Source organism: Neisseria sp. P0024.S006 (assembly GCF_051956595.1).
GTDB lineage: Bacteria > Pseudomonadota > Gammaproteobacteria > Burkholderiales > Neisseriaceae > Neisseria.
Genome location: NZ_JBQCXH010000003.1, coordinates 157,000 through 176,699, shown reverse-complemented (window position 1 = coordinate 176,699; position 19,700 = coordinate 157,000). Strand labels below are relative to the sequence as shown.

Genomic DNA, 19,700 nt, shown 5'->3' with positions numbered 1-19,700 from the left:
AATTCCTGTTTCAGACGGCCTTTAGATTAACGATATCCATATGAAACCCAGATTTATTACCCTTGATGGCATAGACGGCGCAGGCAAATCCACCAACCTCGCCGTAATGAAAGCATGGTTTGAGAAACACAAGCTGCCCGTATTGTTTACGCGCGAACCGGGAGGCACGCCTGCCGGAGAGGCATTGCGCGAAATCCTGCTCAACCCTGCCACCCAAGTCAGCCTGCGCACCGAAACCCTGCTGATGTTTGCCGCCAGACAGCAACACTTGGAAACCGTCATTCTGCCTGCCCTGAAAAACGGCACGCATGTCGTTTCCGACCGCTTTACCGATGCAACGTTTGCCTATCAAGGCGGCGGGCGCGGCGTTCCCTTGCAAGATATTGCCACGCTTGAGCATTGGGTGCAGGGCGATTTCCGTCCCGATTTGACCTTGCTGTTGGATGTGCCTTTGGAAGTATCGATGGCGCGCATCAGCCAAACGCGCGAGAAAGACCGCTTCGAGCAAGAGGCAGCCGAGTTTTTCAATCGGGTGCGGGAAGTGTATTTGCAACGTGCTGCCAAACAGCCGGAACGATACGCCGTCATCGACAGCAGCCAAAGTCTGGACGCAGTCAAAACCCAGATTGAAACCGCGCTGGACAGTCATTTTGGATTGAATGTTTAAGTTTAAATAAAATGCCGTCTGAAAGAAGACTGATGTACCGAAGAAATATTATTACAGAAGTTTTTAGACATAAAACCGATTAAACCGAAACATCAAAACAAATGAAATAAATATAGGTATGCGCCACCGAAAGAACATGATAAAATTACGGCCTCTTACAAAGCCGGTCTGTTAACAAACCGACTTTAGAAGTTTAAATGTCTGAAGCAGCCCGTTTCAGACTTGTTCGCTGTAAAATCTCTCTCTCGCAAACAGGATCGACAAATGGAAAATTCATTAAAAGAAGCCGCCCTGCAGTTCCACGAATTCCCCGTGCCGGGCAAAATCTCCGTTACCCCAACCAAATCTCTGGCTACTTCTAAAGACTTGGCGTTGGCGTACTCTCCGGGCGTAGCCGCTCCTTGTATGGAAATCCATGCCGATCCTCAAAATGCCTACAAATACACCGCCAAAGGCAATTTGGTTGCCGTGATTTCCAACGGTACCGCAGTGTTGGGTTTGGGCAACATCGGCGCATTGGCCGGCAAACCTGTTATGGAAGGCAAAGGCGTATTGTTCAAAAAATTCGCTGGCGTTGACGTGTTTGACATCGAAATCGATGAAAAAGACCCGCAAAAACTGGTGGACATCATCGCTTCTTTGGAACCGACTTTCGGCGGTATCAACCTTGAAGACATTAAAGCGCCTGAGTGCTTCTACATCGAACGCGAATTGCGCAAACGTTGCAAAATCCCTGTATTCCACGACGACCAACACGGTACCGCCATCATTACCGCTGCCGCTGTACTGAACGCTTTGCGTTATACCGGCCGCAAAATCGAAGAAGCAACTTTGGTGTGCTCCGGCGCAGGTGCGGCCGCGATTGCCTGCTTGAACCAATTGCTGGATTTGGGTCTGAAACGCGAAAACGTGACCGTTTGCGACTCCAAAGGCGTGATTTACAAAACCCGCGAAGACAAAGACCGTATGGACGAGTCCAAACAGTTCTACGCCATTGAAGATAATGGCCAACGCGTATTGGCCGATGCCGTTAAAGGTAAAGACATCTTCTTGGGTCTGTCCGGCGCAAACCTGCTGACGCCTGAAATGCTGAACACCATGAACGAAAAACCAATCGTGTTCGCCATGGCAAACCCGAATCCGGAAATCCTGCCTCCGTTGGCAAAAGAAACCCGTCCGGATGTGGTCATCGGTACAGGCCGTTCAGACTTCCCGAACCAAGTGAACAACGTATTGTGCTTCCCATTCATCTTCCGTGGCGCATTGGATGTCGGCGCGACCACCATCAACGAAGAAATGAAACGCGCCTGCGTGTACGCTTTGGCTGATTTGGCGATGGAAGAGGTAACTGAAGAAGTGGTTGCCGCTTACGGTAAGAAATTTGAATTCGGTGCGGAATACCTGATTCCTACCCCATTCGATTCCCGCCTGTTGCCTCGCGTTGCTACAGCTACTGCTAAAGCAGCAATGGAAAGCGGCGTGGCTACCCGTCCAATCGCTGATTTGGATGCGTATGCTGCTAAACTGGCCGGTTTGAAATTGTAATCCGGTAAGTAGTATTTGATTGAAAATGCCGTCTGAAAGTTGTATTTCAGACGGCATTTTTGTTTATTGGGTATTTTATAGAGGGTTTAATGAAACGGCTGGAATGATGAACATGGTAAGCTGCCGATTCAAAATGGGTGTGGAAATATAAATTGCTTTCTAAGATAGGTTGCTTATTTTTGAGCTGCTTTGATTTTGCAGAATCGGTATGGGTTTTAAATACAACATTTTTGCCAGTCTTTAAAAAAACATCAGGCCGTCTGAAATTGGGTTTTCAGACGGCCTGAGTGAATGAAACGGTTTATTTTTGCCAATAGGTTTTAACGTTGACGAATTCGTACAGTCCGAATTCGGATAGCTCCCGTCCGTAGCCTGAAGCTTTGACGCCGCCAAAGGGGAGGCGCAAGTCGCTGCTGGTGTGGCGGTTGATAAAGACAGAGCCTGCTTGGATTTTTTCGGCGTATTTCCATGCATTTGCCGTGTTGGCTGTGTAGATGCAGGCGCCGAGGCCGAAGGGTGTGTCATTGGCAAGCGCAACGGCGTGATCCGGATTGTCGGCGCGTAAGATCATGGCAACCGGGCCGAAGACCTCTTCATGCCAAACGCGGCAGTTTGGATTGACTTGATCCAAGACGGTAGCCGGGTAAAACCAGCTTTGTCCATCAGGAATATAGCCGCCACTCAAGCATTGCGCGCCGTGTGCAACTGCATCTTGAACCTGCTCATGCACGTTTTGGCGCAGGTCTTGGCGGTGAAGCGGGGCAAGGGTGGTGTTTGGGTCTTTAGGGTTGCCGGTTTGCAGTTTGGCACACTCGGCAAGGAAGAGCGGGATAAATTGTTCGGCAATATCTTGGGTAACAATAATGCGTTTGGCGGCGTTGCAGGATTGTCCGGCATCGCGGAAGCGTGAATAGCAGGCGTCGATGGCGGCGCGTTGGAGATCGGCATCGGGCAGGATGATAAACGGATTGCTGCCGCCCAGTTCAAGGACGGTTTTTTTCAGATGTTTGCCTGCATGGGCGGCCAGCAGTCGGCCGGTATGGGTCGAACCGGTGAATGCCATGGCATCGGTATCTTCGATGGCTTTAAGCGTGTCTTCATGGTTTAACCATGCGCCGATAAGCGGCAAACCTTTGGGGACAAGGCTGAAGAGGGTTCCGCTGACGCGGGCGACACTGGGCGCAGGTTTGACCGCGCAGGCATTGCCGGCGCACAGGGCAGGGATGGCAAATCGTAAAATCTGCCAGACAGGATAGTTCCACGGCATGACTGCCAAAACAACGCCCAAAGGCTCGAAGCGGACTTGGCTGAGGCTGGCTTGGGTGGCGATGGTTTTATGGGAGAGCAGTTCGGGCGCGAGGCGGACGTAGTAGCGGATGAGCTCGATGGATTTGCTGATTTCGGCGCGGCATTCATGCAGGCAGCGGCCGACTTCTTCGCAAACCATTTCGGCGAGGCGTTCTTGGTTTTGGGTCAGGCTGTCGGCAAATTGCTGTAAGAGGGCGGTGCGATCGGTAATGCTTGATTGGGCGAAGGTTTGCTGAATGGCTTGGAGACGGTTTAATTCGTCGGTAAATTCGGTGTAGTTTTGTGCCGGTCGGTGGCAAATGGTTTCACCGGTAAAGACATGGGTGCTGTGAAACATGGTTGGGCTCCTTTGTTTTTATGTTTTTATGAGGCCGTCTGAAAATGTTTCAGACGGCCTTTTATTGTGATGATTGTACTTCAAGCGACCAGTTGGGGAAAAATAGATTTTAAGCCGGCAACAATAATCTCTACGGAAATGGCAGCAAGCATCATGCCCATGATGCGGTTGAGGATGGTCAGGCCGGTCGTGCCCAAGCGTTTGCTGATGCGTCCGGCAACGATCAGGATGAGATAGCAAATCAGGCTGACCAGAAAGCCGGAGATGATAATCAGGGCAATATCGCTGTAATTTTTGGCGGCAGAGGAGTAAATGATGACGGTAGAAATACCGCCGGGACCGATGGTAATCGGAATGGCAATGGGGACGACGGCAATGGCTTTTTCATTGCGGCGGACTTGTTGCGCATGGTGATGCTCTTCTGAATTGGGGTCGATTTTGGGCTTGGCCGGATTGTCGTTGCCGTTCATCAAGGAGATGGCAATCAGTAAAACCAAAATGCCGCCGCCGACTTGGAAAGAGCCTACGCTGATGCCGAGTACTTTCAATAAGATACCGCCGCTCAGTGCAAAGACGACAATCACGATGAAAACGGCTAATGCGGCAGTACGCGCAATTCTGCGTTTTTCTTTGGTGCTGTGGTCTTGCGTCAGGTCAAGATAAATCGAGAGTGCGCTGAAGGGGTTGATCAGTACAAGAAGTGCAACGAGAAGTTTGCCGATTTCTACACCTAATTCCATATTATTCCTTGCTTTCAGTCAGGTCGTCGTTGTCCATATTGCGACGGCGGAGGTTTTTATGTTCGTTGGCGATACCCATCAACAGGGCGAGCACCACCATGATGGAAAGCGTAGCCGTACCGCCGTAGCTGACCAAGGGGAGGGGGACGCCGACAACGGGCAAAATACCGCTGACCATGCCCATGTTTACAAAGGCGTAGCAGAAAAAGGTCATGGTCAATGCGCCTGCCAAAGTACGGCTGTAAAGGGATTGCGCTTGTGCGGCAATCCACAATCCGCGTGCCAAAATGATAAGGTAAACCAGCAGCAAAAGGACATTGCCGATCAGGCCGAACTCTTCGCCGAATACTGCGAAAATAAAGTCAGTCGTTGATTCGGGAATATAATCTAAATGTGTTTGCGTGCCGTTAAGCCAGCCCTTACCCCATACGCCGCCCGAGCCGATGGCAATCATGGATTGGATGATGTGGTAGCCTGCACCTAACGGGTCTTTGGTCGGGTCGAGCAGGGTGAGGACGCGGGTTTTCTGGTAGTCGTGCATGCCGTAGTTCCACAAGAGCGGCAGGGCGGCCACAAAGGCAATAATAGCGGCAAAAATGGCTTTCCAGGGCAATCCGGCAAAAAAGATGACAAAAATGCCCGAAGCCATAATCAGCGCGGCCGTACCGAGGTCGGGCTGCTTCAAAATCAGGGCGACAGGAACAAGAATCAGCACGAGGGCGACAATATAATGTATCCATTTCAGACGGCCTTCATAGCGTTGGAAATACCACGCGACAGTCATGGGAATACCGATTTTCATGATTTCGGAAGGTTGGATACGGGTAAAGCCAAGGCTCAGCCAACGGGTCGAACCGTTTACGGTAACGCCGGCAACTTCGACGCCAATCAGCAGCAATACGCCGACGATATAAACAGGCAGAGCAACTTTGGCAGCCGTTTGCGGCTTGAATACGGCAATAATCCATAAAAGGGCAAAGCCCAAAACGGTATGGATGGTTTTGTTTTCCAATTGGCCGAACTCTTGCCCGTCTGCAGAATAGAGCAGGAATAGGCTCATGATGTAGATGGCGAGCATGGCAAAAAACAGCCAAGGGTCAATCGGGGCTGCAATGGTGGATTTGAACGTTTTCCACGCTGATGTGTTATTCATGGTGAACCTCCGGCTGTGAGGCAGGGCTTGTCGGCGTCAGTCCGTAGGCAGATTGGAAAATACTGGTAATGGGCTGATGTTTATCAGTTTTTTCAGTTTTGGCCGAATCTGTTTCTAGGCCGTCTGAAAACTGTTGCGGCTTGACGTGAAGCATATAAAAATCAGTCATTTCACGGGCCAATGGCGCGGCATACGCACCCCAGCCGCCGTTTTCCAAAATAACGGCAATGGCGATTTCAGGTTTTTCCAATGGCGCAAACGAGATAAACCATGCGTGGTCGCGGTGTTGTTCGCGCAGGGCTGCGGCATTGTAGCGGCCGCCTTGTTTAATTTGTACGACTTGGGCCGTACCAGTTTTACCGCCCATTGTGTAAGCAAGTCCGCCACCGATACGGTGTGCCGTACCGCCCGGTTTCAATACCTTTTCCATTGCGCGTTTGACGTATTCGAAGTTGTCGGCTTTGAACGGAATTTGACGCTCAGGATTGGGGTTGATACGGGTAATTTTGCGCGCGCCGAAATCCAATATTTCTTTGACTAAATGCGGCTGATGGACAACACCGTTGTTGGCCAGAGATGCTGTCGCATGTGCCATTTGCAAAGGCGTGTAGGCATTGTAGCCTTGGCCGATACTGACGGAAACCATCTCGCCGGCACGCCATTCTTTGGCAGTCGGGTCGGAAGATTTGGCAAAGCGTTTGGCCTTCCATTCGCGGCTGGGCAAAACGCCTACATATTCACTAGGCAGGTCAATGCCGGTTTTTTGGCCGAAACCGAATTGCGCCAGATACGGAGAGGCTTTGTCGATACCCATTTCGTAACCCAAGCGGTAGAAGAAGGTATCTGAGGATACTTGAATGGCTTTGCTCAAGTTGGCAGAACCGTGACCGCTTCGGACAGAGTCGCGGAAAATATGGCGGCTGCCGGGTATGCTCCATGCGCCGGGAGCGGGGACGATGGTGTTTTGAGTGATTTTGCCGCTTTCCAACAAAGCCATGCCCATAAAGGGTTTGAATGTAGAGCCTGGCGGATAAAGGCCTTGGGTAACACGGTTGATCAAAGGCTTTTTCCAATCGTCATTCAGCATTTTCCAAGTATCGCTGTCGATGCCGTCAATAAAGAGGTTGGGATCGAAAGAAGGTTTGGAAACAAATGCCAAAACAGTACCGTCTTGCGGATTGATGGCCACCAATGCGCCACGGCGGTCGCCCAAGATTCGGTCGGCTTCCTGCTGCATACGGATATCCATCCCTAGGCGCAAGGTTTGCCCCATTTTGGACGGGACATTTTTCAATACACGGACGATATTGCCGTAAGCGTCTTTTTCGACTTCCTGATAGCCTGGAACGCCATGAAGCTGGTGCTCGTAATATTTTTCCAAGCCGGATTTACCGATATGCGTACTGCCGCGATAGAGGGCGGTCAGGCCTTCTTCTTCCAGCATTTCTTTGTCTTTATCGCTTATACGGCCGATATAGCCTAAGAAATGGGAGGTCAGCTTACCGTAAGGATATTCGCGGAATGTGCGTGAGTTGACCTCTACGCCTTTGAATTCGCGCAGATGTACAGACAAACGCGCAGCCTCTTCATCGGTCAGCCTGAGCTTGAGCGGGATGTTTTCAAATTTTCGATAGCTTTCGCGGTATTTTTTGAAGCGTTTTAAATCTGTCGGTGTGATATCGACGTATTTTTTCAATGCTTCAATGACATCTTCCATCTTGCCTTCGATGCGGCTAGGAATAACTTCAAGCGAAAAGACGGGATAGTTTTTGGCCAAAGGAACGCCGTTGATGTCGACGATTTCGCCGCGTACGGGCGGTGTTGGAATCAGGGTGATGCGGTTGCTCGATGCTTGGCCGGAAAACTCATTGTGTTGAGTCACTTGCAGGTAGAAGAACCGCGCCAGCAAAATGGAAAAGAAGATGACAATCAGGATAAAAGCAACGAGCAGGCGCAATAGGGCGTCGGCTTGTGCTGCCTGAGCGGAAGGTTTTTTGGTATGTTGACCACCGGAAAGACGGCGTGGAAGAATCGGTTTCATCTTTTCAGTGCGCGCGGTAAATACGGGTCACGATCAGCATCAGCTGGCTGAGTATCGGCCAAAGCAGTGCGCCGACAAATGGGGCAACAAAGCCTTGCAAAGTGATGACCTGATGATTGAGGAACAGACGGGCAGCAGTTAAAACGGCCTGATTGAGCAACAACGCAGCCAAGACAGCGGCCAATTGTATAATGTGGCCGTACAGCATGATTTGGCGGCGTCGGTTTAAGATGAAATAAGTCATCACGACGTAAGATAGGGCGTGCAAGCCCAAAGTCGCGGCGGTTGCGGCATCGACAATCAGACCGATGGCAAAAGCCAGTCCCATGCCTGCGCGTTGCGGCTGGTGCAATGCCCAATACAGCAGCATCAGTGCCGTCATTTCAGGCAGCCAGAAGAATCCGTCAAAGGAAAACGGCATAAAGTCCAGTATCATCATCACGATGAGACTGGCCGCCATGATGTGCAGCGGTACTGCACGGTAAGAATCGTCAAAATCGTTCATGAAATCAGCGTGGGGAAGAGGGGGCGGAAGAAAGTACCAAGACAAAACGGCTGCTGCGTAAAGCGGCCAAAGGCGTCAGTTGCGTATCGTAATAAGGCGTTCCCGATGCACGGACAACCTTGCTGACGGTTGCAACGGGAATCCCCGCCGGATAAGTACCGTCCAAACCGGAAGTCAGCAGAACATCGCCGGGTTTCAAGTCTGAGCCGGTTGGGAAATAGCGCAAATCCAAACCGTTGCCATTGCCGTATGCCAAATTGCGTTTGCCGGTGCGGCTGACGGCTACGGGGACAATGCTTTGTCCGCTTGAGATCAGCTCGATTTCCGCGCTTTGTGTATGGACTTGTGTCAACAGGCCGATCAAACCACTTTGATCGATGACCGCATCGCCAACTTTCAAGCCGTCTTGACTGCCTTTGCCGATAATCAGTCTTTCGGAAAGCGGATCTTTGCCATTGGAAATGACTTCTGCGCCGATAACATTGTGGATGCCTTTTTGTTGCAAATCGTACAGTTTTTTCAATTCGCGCAATTCATCGGTATTGACTTTATCCCGCTGCAAATCGATTTTCAGACGGCCATTTTCTTCCAAAAGCCGGCGGTTTTGTTCCAAAAGCTCGGATTTGGATTGGGAAAGATCGGCAAAATATTGATAAAGTTGAACGGGTTGATTGGCCAGCCATTGAGCAGGATAAAGCATGGGCATTACTGCCGCACGCACAGGCTGCATCAATGAAAAGCGATAATCAGCCACCATCAGACCGGCCGCCAGGGCGACATAAACGACAAAACGAGGCAACAGCTTAGGGCCTTTTGCCTCGTCAAAGCGCAAAGAAGAGCGTTCCATAGCCATCTACCTTATGGGTTTTCCGTAAACACGGTATCCCATTTGCCGATATAGTCCAAAGCCTTACCGGCGCCATAGGCGACGCAGTTCAGAGGCTGGTCGGCAATGCCGACGGGCAGTCCGGTTGCATCGGCCAAGACGGTATCGATACCGTGCAGAAGTGCACCGCCGCCGGTCAGCATAATGCCGCGGTCGGCGATGTCGCCGGCCAGTTCGGGCGGAGCTTGTTCCAAAGCCAGACGGACGGCGCGGATGATTTGATTTACCGTTTCACTCAATGCTTCACGGATTTCATTTGACGTAACCGCCAAGGATTTGGGCGTACCTTCGGCCAGATCACGGCCTTTAATGCGCATGGCTGTTTCGGTTTCAAAGCCCGAGGCCGAGCCGATTTGTTTCTTCAATTCTTCTGCCGTCGCTTCACCGATCAAGACACCGCGATGACGGCGCAGGTAATGGATGATGCTTTTATCGAATTCGTCGCCGGCTGCGCGGACAGAAGCGGAATAGGCCATACCGCCCAGTGAAAGAATACCGATCTCAGTCGTACCGCCGCCAATATCGACAATCATCGAACCTGCCGCATCTTCAATCGGCAAGCCCGCGCCCAAAGCGGCGGCCATCGGTTCTTCAATCAAATGCACGCTTGCCGCGCCGGCGGCAAATGCAGAATCCAAAATCGCTTTACGTTCCACTTGGGTAGAGCCGCCCGGAACACAGATAACCACACGGGGCGGAACCAAAGACCGTCCTTCGGTGGCTTTTTTAATCAACATACCCAGCATACGCTCGGTAATCACAAAATCGGCAATCACGCCGTCTTTCATCGGACGGACGATTTCGATATTGCGCGGCGCACGGCCCTGCATTTTTTTGGCTTCCGTACCAACCGCCATGATTTTACTTTTATTGCCCGCGCCGGATTGAATCGCAACCATGGACGGCTCATCCAAAACAATCCCTTTGCCGCGTACAAAAATCAACGTGTTGGCCGTGCCCAAGTCGATGGCAATATCATTAGAAAGAAAACGAGATAAAAGACGAAACATAGGATACCTGAAATTCCGGCCCAGCCCGGATGTGTTTAGCGTTATTTAAAATAAGAAAAACAGGTACACGGTTTAAGACGGATAAATACACCCTGAAAAGGCCGTCTGAATCAAAACACCATGCCAACCTGTTTGGTTTTCGGTTATAATTCTTCGCTTCATAGAAGACGAAATGCAATGATACCCCAAACCCAAGGTGCATTGCTATCAGACAAGGATTTTTTATGGCTTTAAGCTTAAATGATGTGGAAAAAATCGCAAAACTCTCGCGCCTCACTTTAACGGACGAAGAAAAAAACAAAACGCTTGCCGAGTTGAACGACATTTTCGCTATGGTTGAAAACATGCAAAGCGTCAATACCGACGGCATCGAACCCATGGCGCATCCGCACGAAGCCGCTTTGCGCCTGCGCGAAGATAAAGTGACTGAAACCGACCATGCCGCCGAATATCAGGCGGTTGCCCCCGAAGTGCGCAACCGTCTGTATATCGTTCCTCAAGTGATTGAAGAATAAGGTTTCAGACGGCCTTTGCTTATCGGCAAACCCCTATTGCAAGGCCGTCTGAAAGGATACTTTGTTCAGACGGCCCGATTTATTGATTTAAACGGATGTTTTCAATATCTGTTTTGAAAGCAAAAACTGTTTTATAGAAAGTACGGCACAATGACCGCTTACACGCTCAAACAAGCCAGCAGCCTGCTGCAATCCAAACAAATTTCCGCAGTCGAATTGGCGACCGAATATTTGGCCGCCATTGCTGCAAAAAACCCCGCCATCAACGGCTACGTTACCATCGATCAAGATAAGACCCTTGCTGAAGCCAAAGCAGCCGATGCGCGTATCGCGGCCGGTAATGCAACGGCTTTGACCGGTGTGCCGGTTGCTTACAAAGATATTTTCTGCCAAACAGGTTGGCGCAGTGCATGCAGTTCCAAAATGTTGGATAACTTTGTGTCTCCTTATACTGCCACTGTGGTGCAAAACCTGTTGGATGCCGGCATGGTTACTCTCGGCCGTACCAATATGGACGAATTTGCCATGGGCTCGACCAATGAGACTTCATTCTACGGCGCAACCAAAAACCCATGGAATTTTGAGCATGTTCCCGGCGGTTCGTCAGGCGGTTCGGCTGCCGTGATTGCGGCCCGTTTGGCACCGGCTGCCTTGGGTTCGGATACCGGCGGTTCTATCCGTCAGCCTGCATCGCATTGCGGTATTACCGGTATTAAGCCGACATACGGTACGGTTTCACGCTTCGGTATGGTTGCCTATGCTTCCAGCTTCGACCAAGCCGGCCCTATGGCGCAAACGGCCGAAGACTGTGCGATTTTGTTGAACGCCATGGCCAGCTTTGACGAGCGTGATTCCACCAGTTTGGAACGCGACAAAGAAGATTACACCCGTGATTTGGATAAGCCGCTCAAAGGTTTGAAAATCGGTTTGCCTAAAGAATATTTCGGCGAAGGCGCGGATGCCGATGTTCAGACGGCCTTGCAAAACGTGATCGATTTGCTTAAAGCCCAAGGCGCTGAGACTGTTGAAGTTTCGTTGCCGCAAACTTCATTGTCGATTCCTGCTTATTACGTTCTCGCCTCCGCTGAAGCAAGTACCAACTTGTCCCGTTTCGACGGCGTACGTTATGGTCATCGTGCAGCGCAATTCGGCGACTTGGAAGAAATGTACAGCAACACTCGTGCCGAAGGTTTCGGCAGCGAGGTCAAACGCCGTATCATGATCGGTACTTATGTATTGAGCCATGGTTACTACGATGCTTATTACCTGAAAGCGCAAAAACTGCGCCGTCTGGTTGCCAATGATTTTCAGACGGCCTTTGGTCAATGTGATTTCATTTTGGCACCGACTGCACCGACTGCTGCGCCGAAACTCGGCAGCGACATTCACGACCCTGTGCAAATGTACTTGTCCGATATTTACACCATCGCCGTGAACCTTGCCGGTTTACCTGCACTGACCCTGCCTGCCGGTTTCAGTACAAACGGTCTGCCGATTGGTGTGCAATTTATCGGTAATTATTTCTCCGAAGCCAAAATTTTGGGCGCCGCATATCAAGTTCAACTGAACAGCGATTGGCATACCAAAGCGCCGGAATAATGTTTTAGGGCTTTGATGGATTCAAGGCCGTCTGAAAATAAACCATAAAAAGCGCCTGAATCATTTAGGCGCTGCAAATTATAGATATTTAACAATCATGACAACCACCGACTTCATCCAAATCATTGGGACAGCCGCGTTTGCCATTTCCGGCTATTTGGTCGGCTACAACAAGCGATTGGATGTACTCGGTGTCGTCATTACTGCGTTACTGACGGCTGTCGGCGGCGGTATGATACGCGACGGCTTGGTCGGCCGGATTCCGCAGGTGTTTTTGCAAACCGATGCGCTGATTGTTGTGTTTGCCACACTGGCCATTGCATGGTTGGTAAGGGTGCAACGCTATCGCAGCACCTACTTGGCCGCTGCCTTTATTATTGCCGATGCCGTCGGTCTGGCTGCGTTCAGCATTACCGGCGCACAAATCGGCATGGCTTTGCAGCTTAATCTGTTCGGCGTTATTTCTTTGGCTTTTGTAACTGCTGTTGGAGGCGGTATTGCACGCGATATTTTGGTCAATGACGTGCCGATGATTTTGCGCACCGACCTTTACGGCAGCGTGGCCATTTTGATTGGCGGGCTGATTTATCTGTTCGGGCGTTTGGGCTGGATTAATATTTTTACGTTAAACCTGCTCTTTGCCGGCGGATTGTTGTTTCGCCTGACTGCATACCGGTTCCATTGGCAACTGCCCGGTTTCCAACGCCGCAGGAAATAAACTTATCTTACAGACGGCCTGTGATGGTTTTTTATTCAGGCCGCCTAAAAAACGAATCATTCATTTAACCGATTAACTTTTTTTCGACAGAAAGACCCTTATGACTTGGGAAACCGTAATCGGACTGGAAATCCACGTCCAACTCAACACCCAATCCAAAATCTTCAGCGGCGCATCCACTGCATTCGGTGCTGAACCTAATGCCCACGCCAGCGTGGTTGAGTGTGCGTTGCCAGGCGTATTGCCGGTAATGAACCGCGAAGTCGTCGAAAAAGCCATCAAACTCGGTTTGGCTTTGGATGCGAAAATCAATCAGAAAAACGTGTTCGACCGTAAAAACTATTTCTATCCTGATTTGCCGAAGGGCTATCAAATCAGTCAGTTGGATTTGCCGATTGTTGAGCATGGCAAATTGGAAATCGTAGTGGGCGACGAGGTCAAAACCATCAATGTTACCCGTGCGCACATGGAAGAAGATGCGGGTAAATCCGTACATGAAGGTTTGAACGGTGCAACCGGTATCGACTTAAACCGCGCCGGTACGCCTTTGTTGGAAGTTGTCTCCGAGCCTGAAATGCGCTCCGCAGCCGAAGCCGTGGCATACGCTAAAGCGTTGCACGGTTTGGTAACTTGGCTGGATATTTGCGACGGCAATATGGCGGAAGGCTCGTTCCGCGTCGATGCCAACGTTTCTGTACGTCCAAAAGGCCAGGCCGAGTTCGGTACGCGCCGTGAAATCAAAAACCTCAATTCTTTCCGCTTCTTGGAGCAAGCCATCAATTATGAAGTGGAAGCGCAAATCGAAATTTTGGAAGACGGCGGTAAAGTACAGCAGGCAACCATGCTGTTTGACCCTGAAAAAGGCGAAACCCGTGTGATGCGTTTGAAAGAAGATGCGCACGATTACCGCTATTTCCCAGATCCGGATTTGCTGCCGGTCATTATTTCAGACGGTCAATTGCAAAAGGCCAAAGAGCAAATGCCTGAGTTGCCGCATGAAATGGCGGCGCGTTTTGTTGCCGATTACGGCGTGTCCGACTATGATGCGCGCCTGTTGACTGCCAGCCGTGCTCAAGCTGCCTATTTTGAAGAAGCTGCCAAAGCCTGCGGCCAAGGTAAATTAACGGCGAACTGGATGAACGGCGAGCTTGCCGCTACCTTGAACAAAGAAGGTTTGGAATTGGCTGAAAGCCCGATTACGGCTTCACGTCTTGCCGAGTTGGTTGCTAAAGTCGCAGACGGAACATTGAGCAGCAAACTGGCGAAAAAAGCTTTTGAAGCGATGTGGGCTGAGCCTGAAGCAGGTATTGCCGAAATCATCGAAAAACACGGTTTGCAACAGATTACTGACACTGGCGCAATTGAAGCGATGGTGGATGAAGTGTTGGCAAACAATGCGAAAGCCATTGAGCAATTCCGTTCCGGTAATGAAAAAGCCTTAAATGCGATTGTCGGCCAAGTGATGAAAGCAAGTAAAGGCAAGGCTAATCCGGCTCAGGTTCAAGAGTTGATTAAAGCCAAATTGACTTGATAGATAGGATAGGCCGTCTGAAAACAGGTTTTATTTTCAGACGGCCTTTGTTTTTGATAATAAATTTATTCTAAATACCATGACACATACCATTACCTTACCAGACCAAACTACATTTACGGCGAATGAGGACGAAACTGTTCTTGCTGCCGCAACCCGTCAGAATTTAAATTTGCCTCATTCTTGCAAAAGCGGTGCCTGCGGGCAGTGTAAGGCCGAGTTGATTAGTGGCGAATTTGAAATGGGCAAGCATATTGATAAAGCCATCAGTGAAGAAGAAAAAGCGCAGGGCAAAGTGTTATTGTGCTGTACCACTGCGAAGAGCGACCTCAAAATCAATGTGCCGGGTTTTAATCAAAATGCTTTGCCGGTACGCACATTGCCGGCACGTATTGAAAGCATTGAAATCAAACACGATGTTGCTTTGCTCAAACTGGCTTTGCCTAAAGCGCCGCCATTTGCATTTTATGCCGGGCAATATATTGATTTGCTGCTTCCCGGCAATATCAGCCGCAGCTATTCAATCGCCAATTCGCCTGATCAAGAAGGCGTTTTGGAACTGCATATCCGCAAACGTGAAAACGGCGTATGCTCAGAAATGATTTTTGGGGCAGAGCCTAAAATCAAAGAAAAAGGCATTGTCCGTGTCAAAGGGCCATTGGGTGCATTCACTTTGCAACAAGACAGCAATAAACCGATGATTTTGTTGGCAACGGGTACAGGTTATGCCCCTATTCGCAGTATTTTGCTTGATTTGATTCGTCAGAATAGCGAGCGTCAGGTTCATTTTTACTGGGGAGCACGTCAACAGGCGGATCTGTATGCATTGGAAGAAGCTGAAGCATTAATAGGCCGTCTGAAAAATGCGAAATTCTCGCCGGTTCTTTCTAAGCCTGATTCCGAGTGGAAAGGGGAGAATGGCTATGTGCAAGATGTTGCTGCACAAAATTATCCTGATTTGGGCCAATATGAAGTTTATGCTTGCGGATCACCAGAGATGACCGAAAGTGCGCATGGTTTACTGACTCAAAAATGCGCTTTACCGGAAGATGCCTTTTTCTGTGATGCTTTTTCACCGGCATAGGAATATATTTTTTACGGAATTTATATGTTTGGATAAGGGTATTAAGCATAGAGTTTGACGACAATTCGTTTGAAGAAGAGAGTGTGTTTTTACACACTCTTTTTTTTATACAGTAATTTTCAAAAAATATTTTTATCTTAAAGAGAAGGCTATTCTGTTTGTCATCAAACATTAACTTGATTATCTATCATCAAGAAAAAGGCCGTCTGAATCTTTCAGACGGCCTTTGTTTTAAAGCTAATATTAGCTACCAATCAGTTTCAAACGTTGACCGGGAGATACAGTACGGGTATTGCGGTTCCAACGGCGGATATCGTTAATATCAACATTGAAACGGCTGGCGATGGTGTTCAGGGTATCGCCTTTGCGTACAGTGTAGGAAACGTTTTGAACCGGGTTGCTGCGGACTTTTGCCGGAGCGGCTGTAACACGGAGGATTTGGCCTTTTTTGATATTATTGCCTTTGATGTTGTTGGCAATAATCAAATCGGCTACGCTCAGGTTATAGCGTTTGGAGATGTTAAACAACGTATCGCCATCTGCCACACGGTGGGTACCCGCTGCAAGTGCTGCAGTTTGTGTGTTTTGCTGACCGCTTACACGGGCAAGGCGCGCATTGATACGGCGTTGTTGTTTAGCCATATTGGCTGCGATGCGTGCCGTGCGTGCGCTTTCGGCAGTAACAACAGTTTGAACTTGTTTATTTTCAGGAGTCGCTTCAGCAACAGTCGCTGCAGATTCCTCTACAGGTCGGCTTTGTACCAATGCCATCAGGTCGTCATGCTCTTCTTGCGCCGGCGCAGCGGCAACAGTTTCAGCTTCAGCAGTAAGGGCGACATTGTTTGAGGAGGCTACAGTCGGTGCGGTCAAGTCTGCAGGGATGGCTGATTTGGGCGCTTCTGCAACATTTTTAGCAACGGTCTCGGTAGTCGCATGGGTCATGGCTGTAACTGGGGCGGCCACTTCCACATTTGCAACTTGAGGTTGGGCTTTAGTTTCTGTTACCGCTACGGAATTAACGTTTTCAGCTTTGCTGCGTGCAATAAAGTCAACCGGTTTGCTGGATTGTGGAACAACAGGTGCAACAATATTGGTCACGGTATTTTGAGCGACTTTAACCGGTTCTACTGCGTTGGAAGCAATAATCGGAGACATGGCCGGCATATTGGATTGGTAAGTATCCGGCGTATTGTCTTTATCGATGAAGTTAATGATGTCCTGGCTTTGGCTTGCTGAATTTTTAGCCACCAAAATGCTGCGGCCTTCAGAAACGGCGTTACCGCTCAGGCCGTTGAGGCGTTTGAGTTCGGCAACGCTCATGCCGGTATCGTTAGCGATGGCATTCAGTTTTTTGTTGCCCAAAGAAGTATAAATATCCCAAGACATCAGGGTATCCGGGTTGGCATTGCGGTAGTTCTTTTCAAATGTGGAAACCGCAGCAACCGGCAACAACAGACGACGGTTGTTTTTAGGGATGAATACAGGCGCATTGAAACCCGGGTTGAGTGCCAACAATTCGCTTTCGCTGATGTTTGCAAAGCGGGCGATTGTGCTGTTATCAATAGGTTTGTCGATGCTGATAGATTTGAAATACGGCTGGTTGCTGATTTCGCTGATATTCATGCCGAAGGTCTGCGGATTGGCAACGATATTACGGACGGCCAAAAGTTTGGGAACGTAATTGCGTGTTTCGTTCGGCATACGCAGGTTTTCGTATGTCGGCTCCAAACCTTGCGCGCGGGCGCGGTTGACAGCGCGACCGACATTGCCTTCGCCCCAGTTGTAAGCGGCAAGCGCCAAAGACCAGTCGCCGAACATGCCGTGCAGGTATTGCAGGTAGTTCAATGCGGCATCGGTAGCGGCGTAAATATCGTGGCGGCCGTCATACAAAGGTGTTTTTTCCAAGCCAAAGTGGCGGCCGGTAGCCGGCATAAATTGCCACAGGCCGGATGCGCCGACGTGTGATTTGGCTTTGGTTACGAATGCGCTTTCAATGAAAGGCAGCAAAGCGATTTCGGCGGGCATATTGCGTTTTTTAACTTCATTGGCAATATGGTACATATAAGGTTTGCTGCGTGAGATGGTGCGGTCGAAATATGCGCTGTTTGCAGCAAATTTGTTTTCATGGCGGCGAACCAGTTCTGTGTTGACTTCGTTGATGCGGAAGTCTTTACGCAACGATGCCCATAAGCTGCCGGAGCCGAAGGTTTGTGCTTTGGCTTGGTCGAGCAGGGCGGAGTTGAGGCGCATCATGGCCATGCCGACTTGGTTGGGTGTAGCGTTTTGTGCGTAGGCTGTGGCGGAAACCGCCGACAGGCTTGAAACGGTCAGAGCGATGGTTTTTAGTTTTGCCATAGTAAATAAAGTTATCAAATATATAATAAAATTTCGTCTTTTTGATAGTATCGTTTCAGCATTTAAACGTCAAGTCGAGCAGGGAATTTGCTTGTGTGATGTGGCCGTGGTGTTAAAATTCTGTCACACAAGTCGGGATGCATAGGGGAGCCTTGAATGGAAGTTTTTTTTATGCAAACGCCAATGGGGCAATATCTTGCTCAAAAAGAGGCGGATTTTTTCAGACGGCATTTGCAGTATTTGAATAGGCAGGTGGCGGTTCAATTGGGCGGTGTATGGACTAGGCCGTCTGAAAACATGCTTGTAGTGCCGCGCGATGTGCGGATGGATGCTGAAATGTTGGCATTTGAAACGCATTCCGTGGATGTGTTATTGATGCCTCATCTTTTGGAAGTTTCATCTGCGGATTTGGTGTTGCAAGAGGCATTTAGGATATTAAAACCTGAGGGCAGGTTGATTTTGACGGGGTTCAACCCTAAATCTTTGTGGGGATTGAGCTCTTGGTTTGATGGGGAAAAGCTGCCTTTGAAATCTCAATGCTTGGCTTTGGCCGAGCTGAAACGAAAAATTGCGGATATTGGTTTTGAAATGGAATATGGGCAGTTTATGGATTATCTGCCTGCTGTGAATTCGCCTTCTGCTTTGAAGTTTTGGCGGTTTATGGAAAAGGCGGGGGATAGGTGGTGGCCGCAGTGTGCGGCGGTTTATGGGATGGTATTAACGAAACATTTGATTGGTGTCCATCCTTTGCCTGAATTGGAATCTGCATTTGATGGCAATACGGTTGCTTTAAGTACGGCACGTTTGGCCGAATAGTTTTCAGACGGCCTGTATATTAATGATAAATTTGGAGAATAATGATGCCTGAATTACCTGAGGTGGAAACGACTTTACGCGGGATAGAGCCGCATATTGATGGCAAAAAGATAGAAAAAGTCACTATCCGCCAGTTTAAATTGAGATGGCCTGTTCATCCCGACTTGGCGCAAATTTTGGCCGGCCGCAAAGTTTTGGCATGCAACCGGCGTGCGAAGTATTTGATTATTACTTTCGAAACGGGTATTTTACTTATTCATTTGGGCATGTCCGGCAGTTTGCGGATTTTTACTGCCGATGATGAACGTATTGCCACGCCGGATAAACACGATCATTTGGATTTTGTATTTGATGACGGTACTGTATTGCGTTATCACGACCCGCGTAAATTTGGTGCGGTATTGTGGTATGAGGGTATTGCCGAACATCATCCGCTTTTAGAAAAACTGGGGCCGGAGCCGCTCTCGGAGGCGTTTGATGCAAATTACCTGTATCAGAAATTGAAAACGCAGAAGCGTGCGGTCAAATTGGCGCTGATGGATAATGCGGTGGTGGTTGGCGTTGGCAATATTTATGCGAATGAAAGTCTGTTTAAGGCAGGTATTTCGCCATTGCGTCCGGCAAATAAGCTGACCAAGAAAGAATGTGCATTATTGGTGGAAACCATTAAAGCGATTCTGCTGAGGGCGATTGAAACGGGCGGCAGTACGCTGCGGGACTTTGTCAATAGCGATGGCAAAAGCGGCTATTTCCAGCAGGAATATACGGTCTATGGTCGCCACAATGAGCCTTGTGTCCAATGTGGCGGGTTGATTTTTAAAGAAACTTTGGGGCAGCGTGGAACATTTTATTGTCCAAATTGCCAGAAATAGTTTCAGATGGCCTTAAAT

At 49.4% G+C, this 19,700-nt stretch carries 17 protein-coding genes; 9 read left to right on the top strand and 8 right to left on the bottom strand.

Going from position 1 to position 19,700, the window contains the following annotated elements; genetic code table 11:
- Positions 1–40 precede the first annotated feature (40 nt).
- Both tmk and ACTHUF_RS06930 read left to right on the top strand, forming a co-directional pair.
- Positions 41–667 (top strand): dTMP kinase, encoded by a 627-nt coding sequence (gene tmk, locus ACTHUF_RS06935; protein ID WP_315095093.1) that lies wholly within the window; start codon positions 41–43, stop codon positions 665–667.
- Between the two features lie 264 nt (positions 668–931).
- The gene (locus tag ACTHUF_RS06930) at positions 932–2,212 is read left to right on the top strand and encodes a malic enzyme-like NAD(P)-binding protein (RefSeq protein WP_003747281.1); all 1,281 of its coding nucleotides are present in this window, start codon (positions 932–934) and stop codon (positions 2,210–2,212) included.
- Between the two features lie 301 nt (positions 2,213–2,513).
- Here the strand turns inward: ACTHUF_RS06930 and ACTHUF_RS06925 are convergent, their stop codons facing one another.
- The 7 genes from ACTHUF_RS06925 to ACTHUF_RS06895 form a co-directional block, all read right to left on the bottom strand.
- Positions 2,514–3,857, bottom strand: coding sequence for an aldehyde dehydrogenase family protein (locus ACTHUF_RS06925; RefSeq protein ID WP_315095090.1), 1,344 nt, complete (start codon positions 3,855–3,857; stop codon positions 2,514–2,516).
- A gap of 80 nt (positions 3,858–3,937) precedes the next feature.
- The gene (locus ACTHUF_RS06920) at positions 3,938–4,597 is read right to left on the bottom strand and encodes a MarC family protein (RefSeq protein ID WP_036490425.1); all 660 of its coding nucleotides are present in this window, start codon (positions 4,595–4,597) and stop codon (positions 3,938–3,940) included.
- A gap of 1 nt (position 4,598) precedes the next feature.
- The gene (gene rodA, locus ACTHUF_RS06915; RefSeq protein WP_315095088.1) at positions 4,599–5,750 is read right to left on the bottom strand and encodes a rod shape-determining protein RodA; all 1,152 of its coding nucleotides are present in this window, start codon (positions 5,748–5,750) and stop codon (positions 4,599–4,601) included.
- Positions 5,743–7,791, bottom strand: a complete 2,049-nt coding sequence (gene mrdA, locus ACTHUF_RS06910; protein ID WP_440407391.1) for a penicillin-binding protein 2 — start codon at positions 7,789–7,791, stop codon at positions 5,743–5,745. The genes rodA and mrdA overlap by 8 nt, the downstream gene beginning before the upstream one ends.
- A 4-nt stretch (positions 7,792–7,795) precedes the next feature.
- Positions 7,796–8,296 (bottom strand): rod shape-determining protein MreD, encoded by a 501-nt coding sequence (mreD, locus tag ACTHUF_RS06905; RefSeq protein ID WP_440407390.1) that lies wholly within the window; start codon positions 8,294–8,296, stop codon positions 7,796–7,798.
- 4 nt (positions 8,297–8,300) lie between these two features.
- Positions 8,301–9,143, bottom strand: coding sequence for a rod shape-determining protein MreC (mreC, locus tag ACTHUF_RS06900; protein ID WP_440407389.1), 843 nt, complete (start codon positions 9,141–9,143; stop codon positions 8,301–8,303).
- Between the two features lie 11 nt (positions 9,144–9,154).
- On the bottom strand, positions 9,155–10,192 hold the full coding sequence (locus ACTHUF_RS06895; RefSeq protein ID WP_003747269.1) for a rod shape-determining protein: 1,038 nt from the start codon (positions 10,190–10,192) through the stop codon (positions 9,155–9,157).
- A 224-nt stretch (positions 10,193–10,416) separates the two neighbouring features.
- On the opposite strand from ACTHUF_RS06895, the gene gatC reads away from it, so the two are divergent.
- From gatC to ACTHUF_RS06870, 5 genes are all read left to right on the top strand, one after another.
- Positions 10,417–10,707, top strand: coding sequence for an Asp-tRNA(Asn)/Glu-tRNA(Gln) amidotransferase subunit GatC (gene gatC / locus ACTHUF_RS06890; RefSeq protein ID WP_003685110.1), 291 nt, complete (start codon positions 10,417–10,419; stop codon positions 10,705–10,707).
- A gap of 150 nt (positions 10,708–10,857) precedes the next feature.
- Complete coding sequence (gatA, locus tag ACTHUF_RS06885) at positions 10,858–12,306, top strand: Asp-tRNA(Asn)/Glu-tRNA(Gln) amidotransferase subunit GatA (RefSeq protein ID WP_440407388.1); 1,449 nt, start codon at positions 10,858–10,860, stop codon at positions 12,304–12,306.
- 97 nt (positions 12,307–12,403) lie between these two features.
- Positions 12,404–13,024, top strand: a complete 621-nt coding sequence (locus ACTHUF_RS06880) for a trimeric intracellular cation channel family protein (protein WP_188212171.1) — start codon at positions 12,404–12,406, stop codon at positions 13,022–13,024.
- Between the two features lie 100 nt (positions 13,025–13,124).
- Complete coding sequence (gene gatB, locus ACTHUF_RS06875; RefSeq protein ID WP_440407387.1) at positions 13,125–14,555, top strand: Asp-tRNA(Asn)/Glu-tRNA(Gln) amidotransferase subunit GatB; 1,431 nt, start codon at positions 13,125–13,127, stop codon at positions 14,553–14,555.
- 79 nt (positions 14,556–14,634) lie between these two features.
- A complete protein-coding gene (locus ACTHUF_RS06870; RefSeq protein WP_315095074.1) occupies positions 14,635–15,639 on the top strand; it encodes a 2Fe-2S iron-sulfur cluster-binding protein in 1,005 nt (334 codons plus the stop codon).
- A gap of 243 nt (positions 15,640–15,882) precedes the next feature.
- Here ACTHUF_RS06870 and ACTHUF_RS06865 read toward each other — a convergent pair whose 3' ends face one another.
- A complete protein-coding gene (locus tag ACTHUF_RS06865) occupies positions 15,883–17,994 on the bottom strand; it encodes a LysM peptidoglycan-binding domain-containing protein (RefSeq protein ID WP_315095072.1) in 2,112 nt (703 codons plus the stop codon).
- 156 nt (positions 17,995–18,150) lie between these two features.
- Between ACTHUF_RS06865 and ACTHUF_RS06860 the strand changes: the two genes are divergently transcribed.
- Positions 18,151–18,810 (top strand): class I SAM-dependent methyltransferase, encoded by a 660-nt coding sequence (locus ACTHUF_RS06860; protein WP_315095070.1) that lies wholly within the window; start codon positions 18,151–18,153, stop codon positions 18,808–18,810.
- A gap of 44 nt (positions 18,811–18,854) precedes the next feature.
- Positions 18,855–19,682: a DNA-formamidopyrimidine glycosylase gene (gene mutM / locus ACTHUF_RS06855; RefSeq protein WP_440407443.1), complete on the top strand. Its 828-nt coding sequence runs from the start codon at positions 18,855–18,857 to the stop codon at positions 19,680–19,682.
- Positions 19,683–19,700: the final 18 nt, after the last annotated feature.

Bases quoted from the DNA above. Each gene is read 5' to 3' on its own strand.
- mutM (WP_440407443.1), top strand. From the start codon at position 18,855: ATGCCTGAATTACCTGAGGTGGAAACGACTTTACGCGGGATAGAGCCG.
- ACTHUF_RS06895 (WP_003747269.1), bottom strand. From the start codon at position 10,192: ATGTTTCGTCTTTTATCTCGTTTTCTTTCTAATGATATTGCCATCGAC.
- gatA (WP_440407388.1), top strand. From the start codon at position 10,858: ATGACCGCTTACACGCTCAAACAAGCCAGCAGCCTGCTGCAATCCAAA.
- ACTHUF_RS06870 (WP_315095074.1), top strand. From the start codon at position 14,635: ATGACACATACCATTACCTTACCAGACCAAACTACATTTACGGCGAAT.
- ACTHUF_RS06860 (WP_315095070.1), top strand. From the start codon at position 18,151: ATGGAAGTTTTTTTTATGCAAACGCCAATGGGGCAATATCTTGCTCAA.
- mreD (WP_440407390.1), bottom strand. From the start codon at position 8,296: ATGAACGATTTTGACGATTCTTACCGTGCAGTACCGCTGCACATCATG.
- ACTHUF_RS06880 (WP_188212171.1), top strand. From the start codon at position 12,404: ATGACAACCACCGACTTCATCCAAATCATTGGGACAGCCGCGTTTGCC.
- gatB (WP_440407387.1), top strand. From the start codon at position 13,125: ATGACTTGGGAAACCGTAATCGGACTGGAAATCCACGTCCAACTCAAC.
- gatC (WP_003685110.1), top strand. From the start codon at position 10,417: ATGGCTTTAAGCTTAAATGATGTGGAAAAAATCGCAAAACTCTCGCGC.
- mrdA (WP_440407391.1), bottom strand. From the start codon at position 7,791: ATGAAACCGATTCTTCCACGCCGTCTTTCCGGTGGTCAACATACCAAA.
- ACTHUF_RS06930 (WP_003747281.1), top strand. From the start codon at position 932: ATGGAAAATTCATTAAAAGAAGCCGCCCTGCAGTTCCACGAATTCCCC.
- rodA (WP_315095088.1), bottom strand. From the start codon at position 5,750: ATGAATAACACATCAGCGTGGAAAACGTTCAAATCCACCATTGCAGCC.
- ACTHUF_RS06925 (WP_315095090.1), bottom strand. From the start codon at position 3,857: ATGTTTCACAGCACCCATGTCTTTACCGGTGAAACCATTTGCCACCGA.
- ACTHUF_RS06920 (WP_036490425.1), bottom strand. From the start codon at position 4,597: ATGGAATTAGGTGTAGAAATCGGCAAACTTCTCGTTGCACTTCTTGTA.
- tmk (WP_315095093.1), top strand. From the start codon at position 41: ATGAAACCCAGATTTATTACCCTTGATGGCATAGACGGCGCAGGCAAA.
- mreC (WP_440407389.1), bottom strand. From the start codon at position 9,143: ATGGAACGCTCTTCTTTGCGCTTTGACGAGGCAAAAGGCCCTAAGCTG.
- ACTHUF_RS06865 (WP_315095072.1), bottom strand. From the start codon at position 17,994: ATGGCAAAACTAAAAACCATCGCTCTGACCGTTTCAAGCCTGTCGGCG.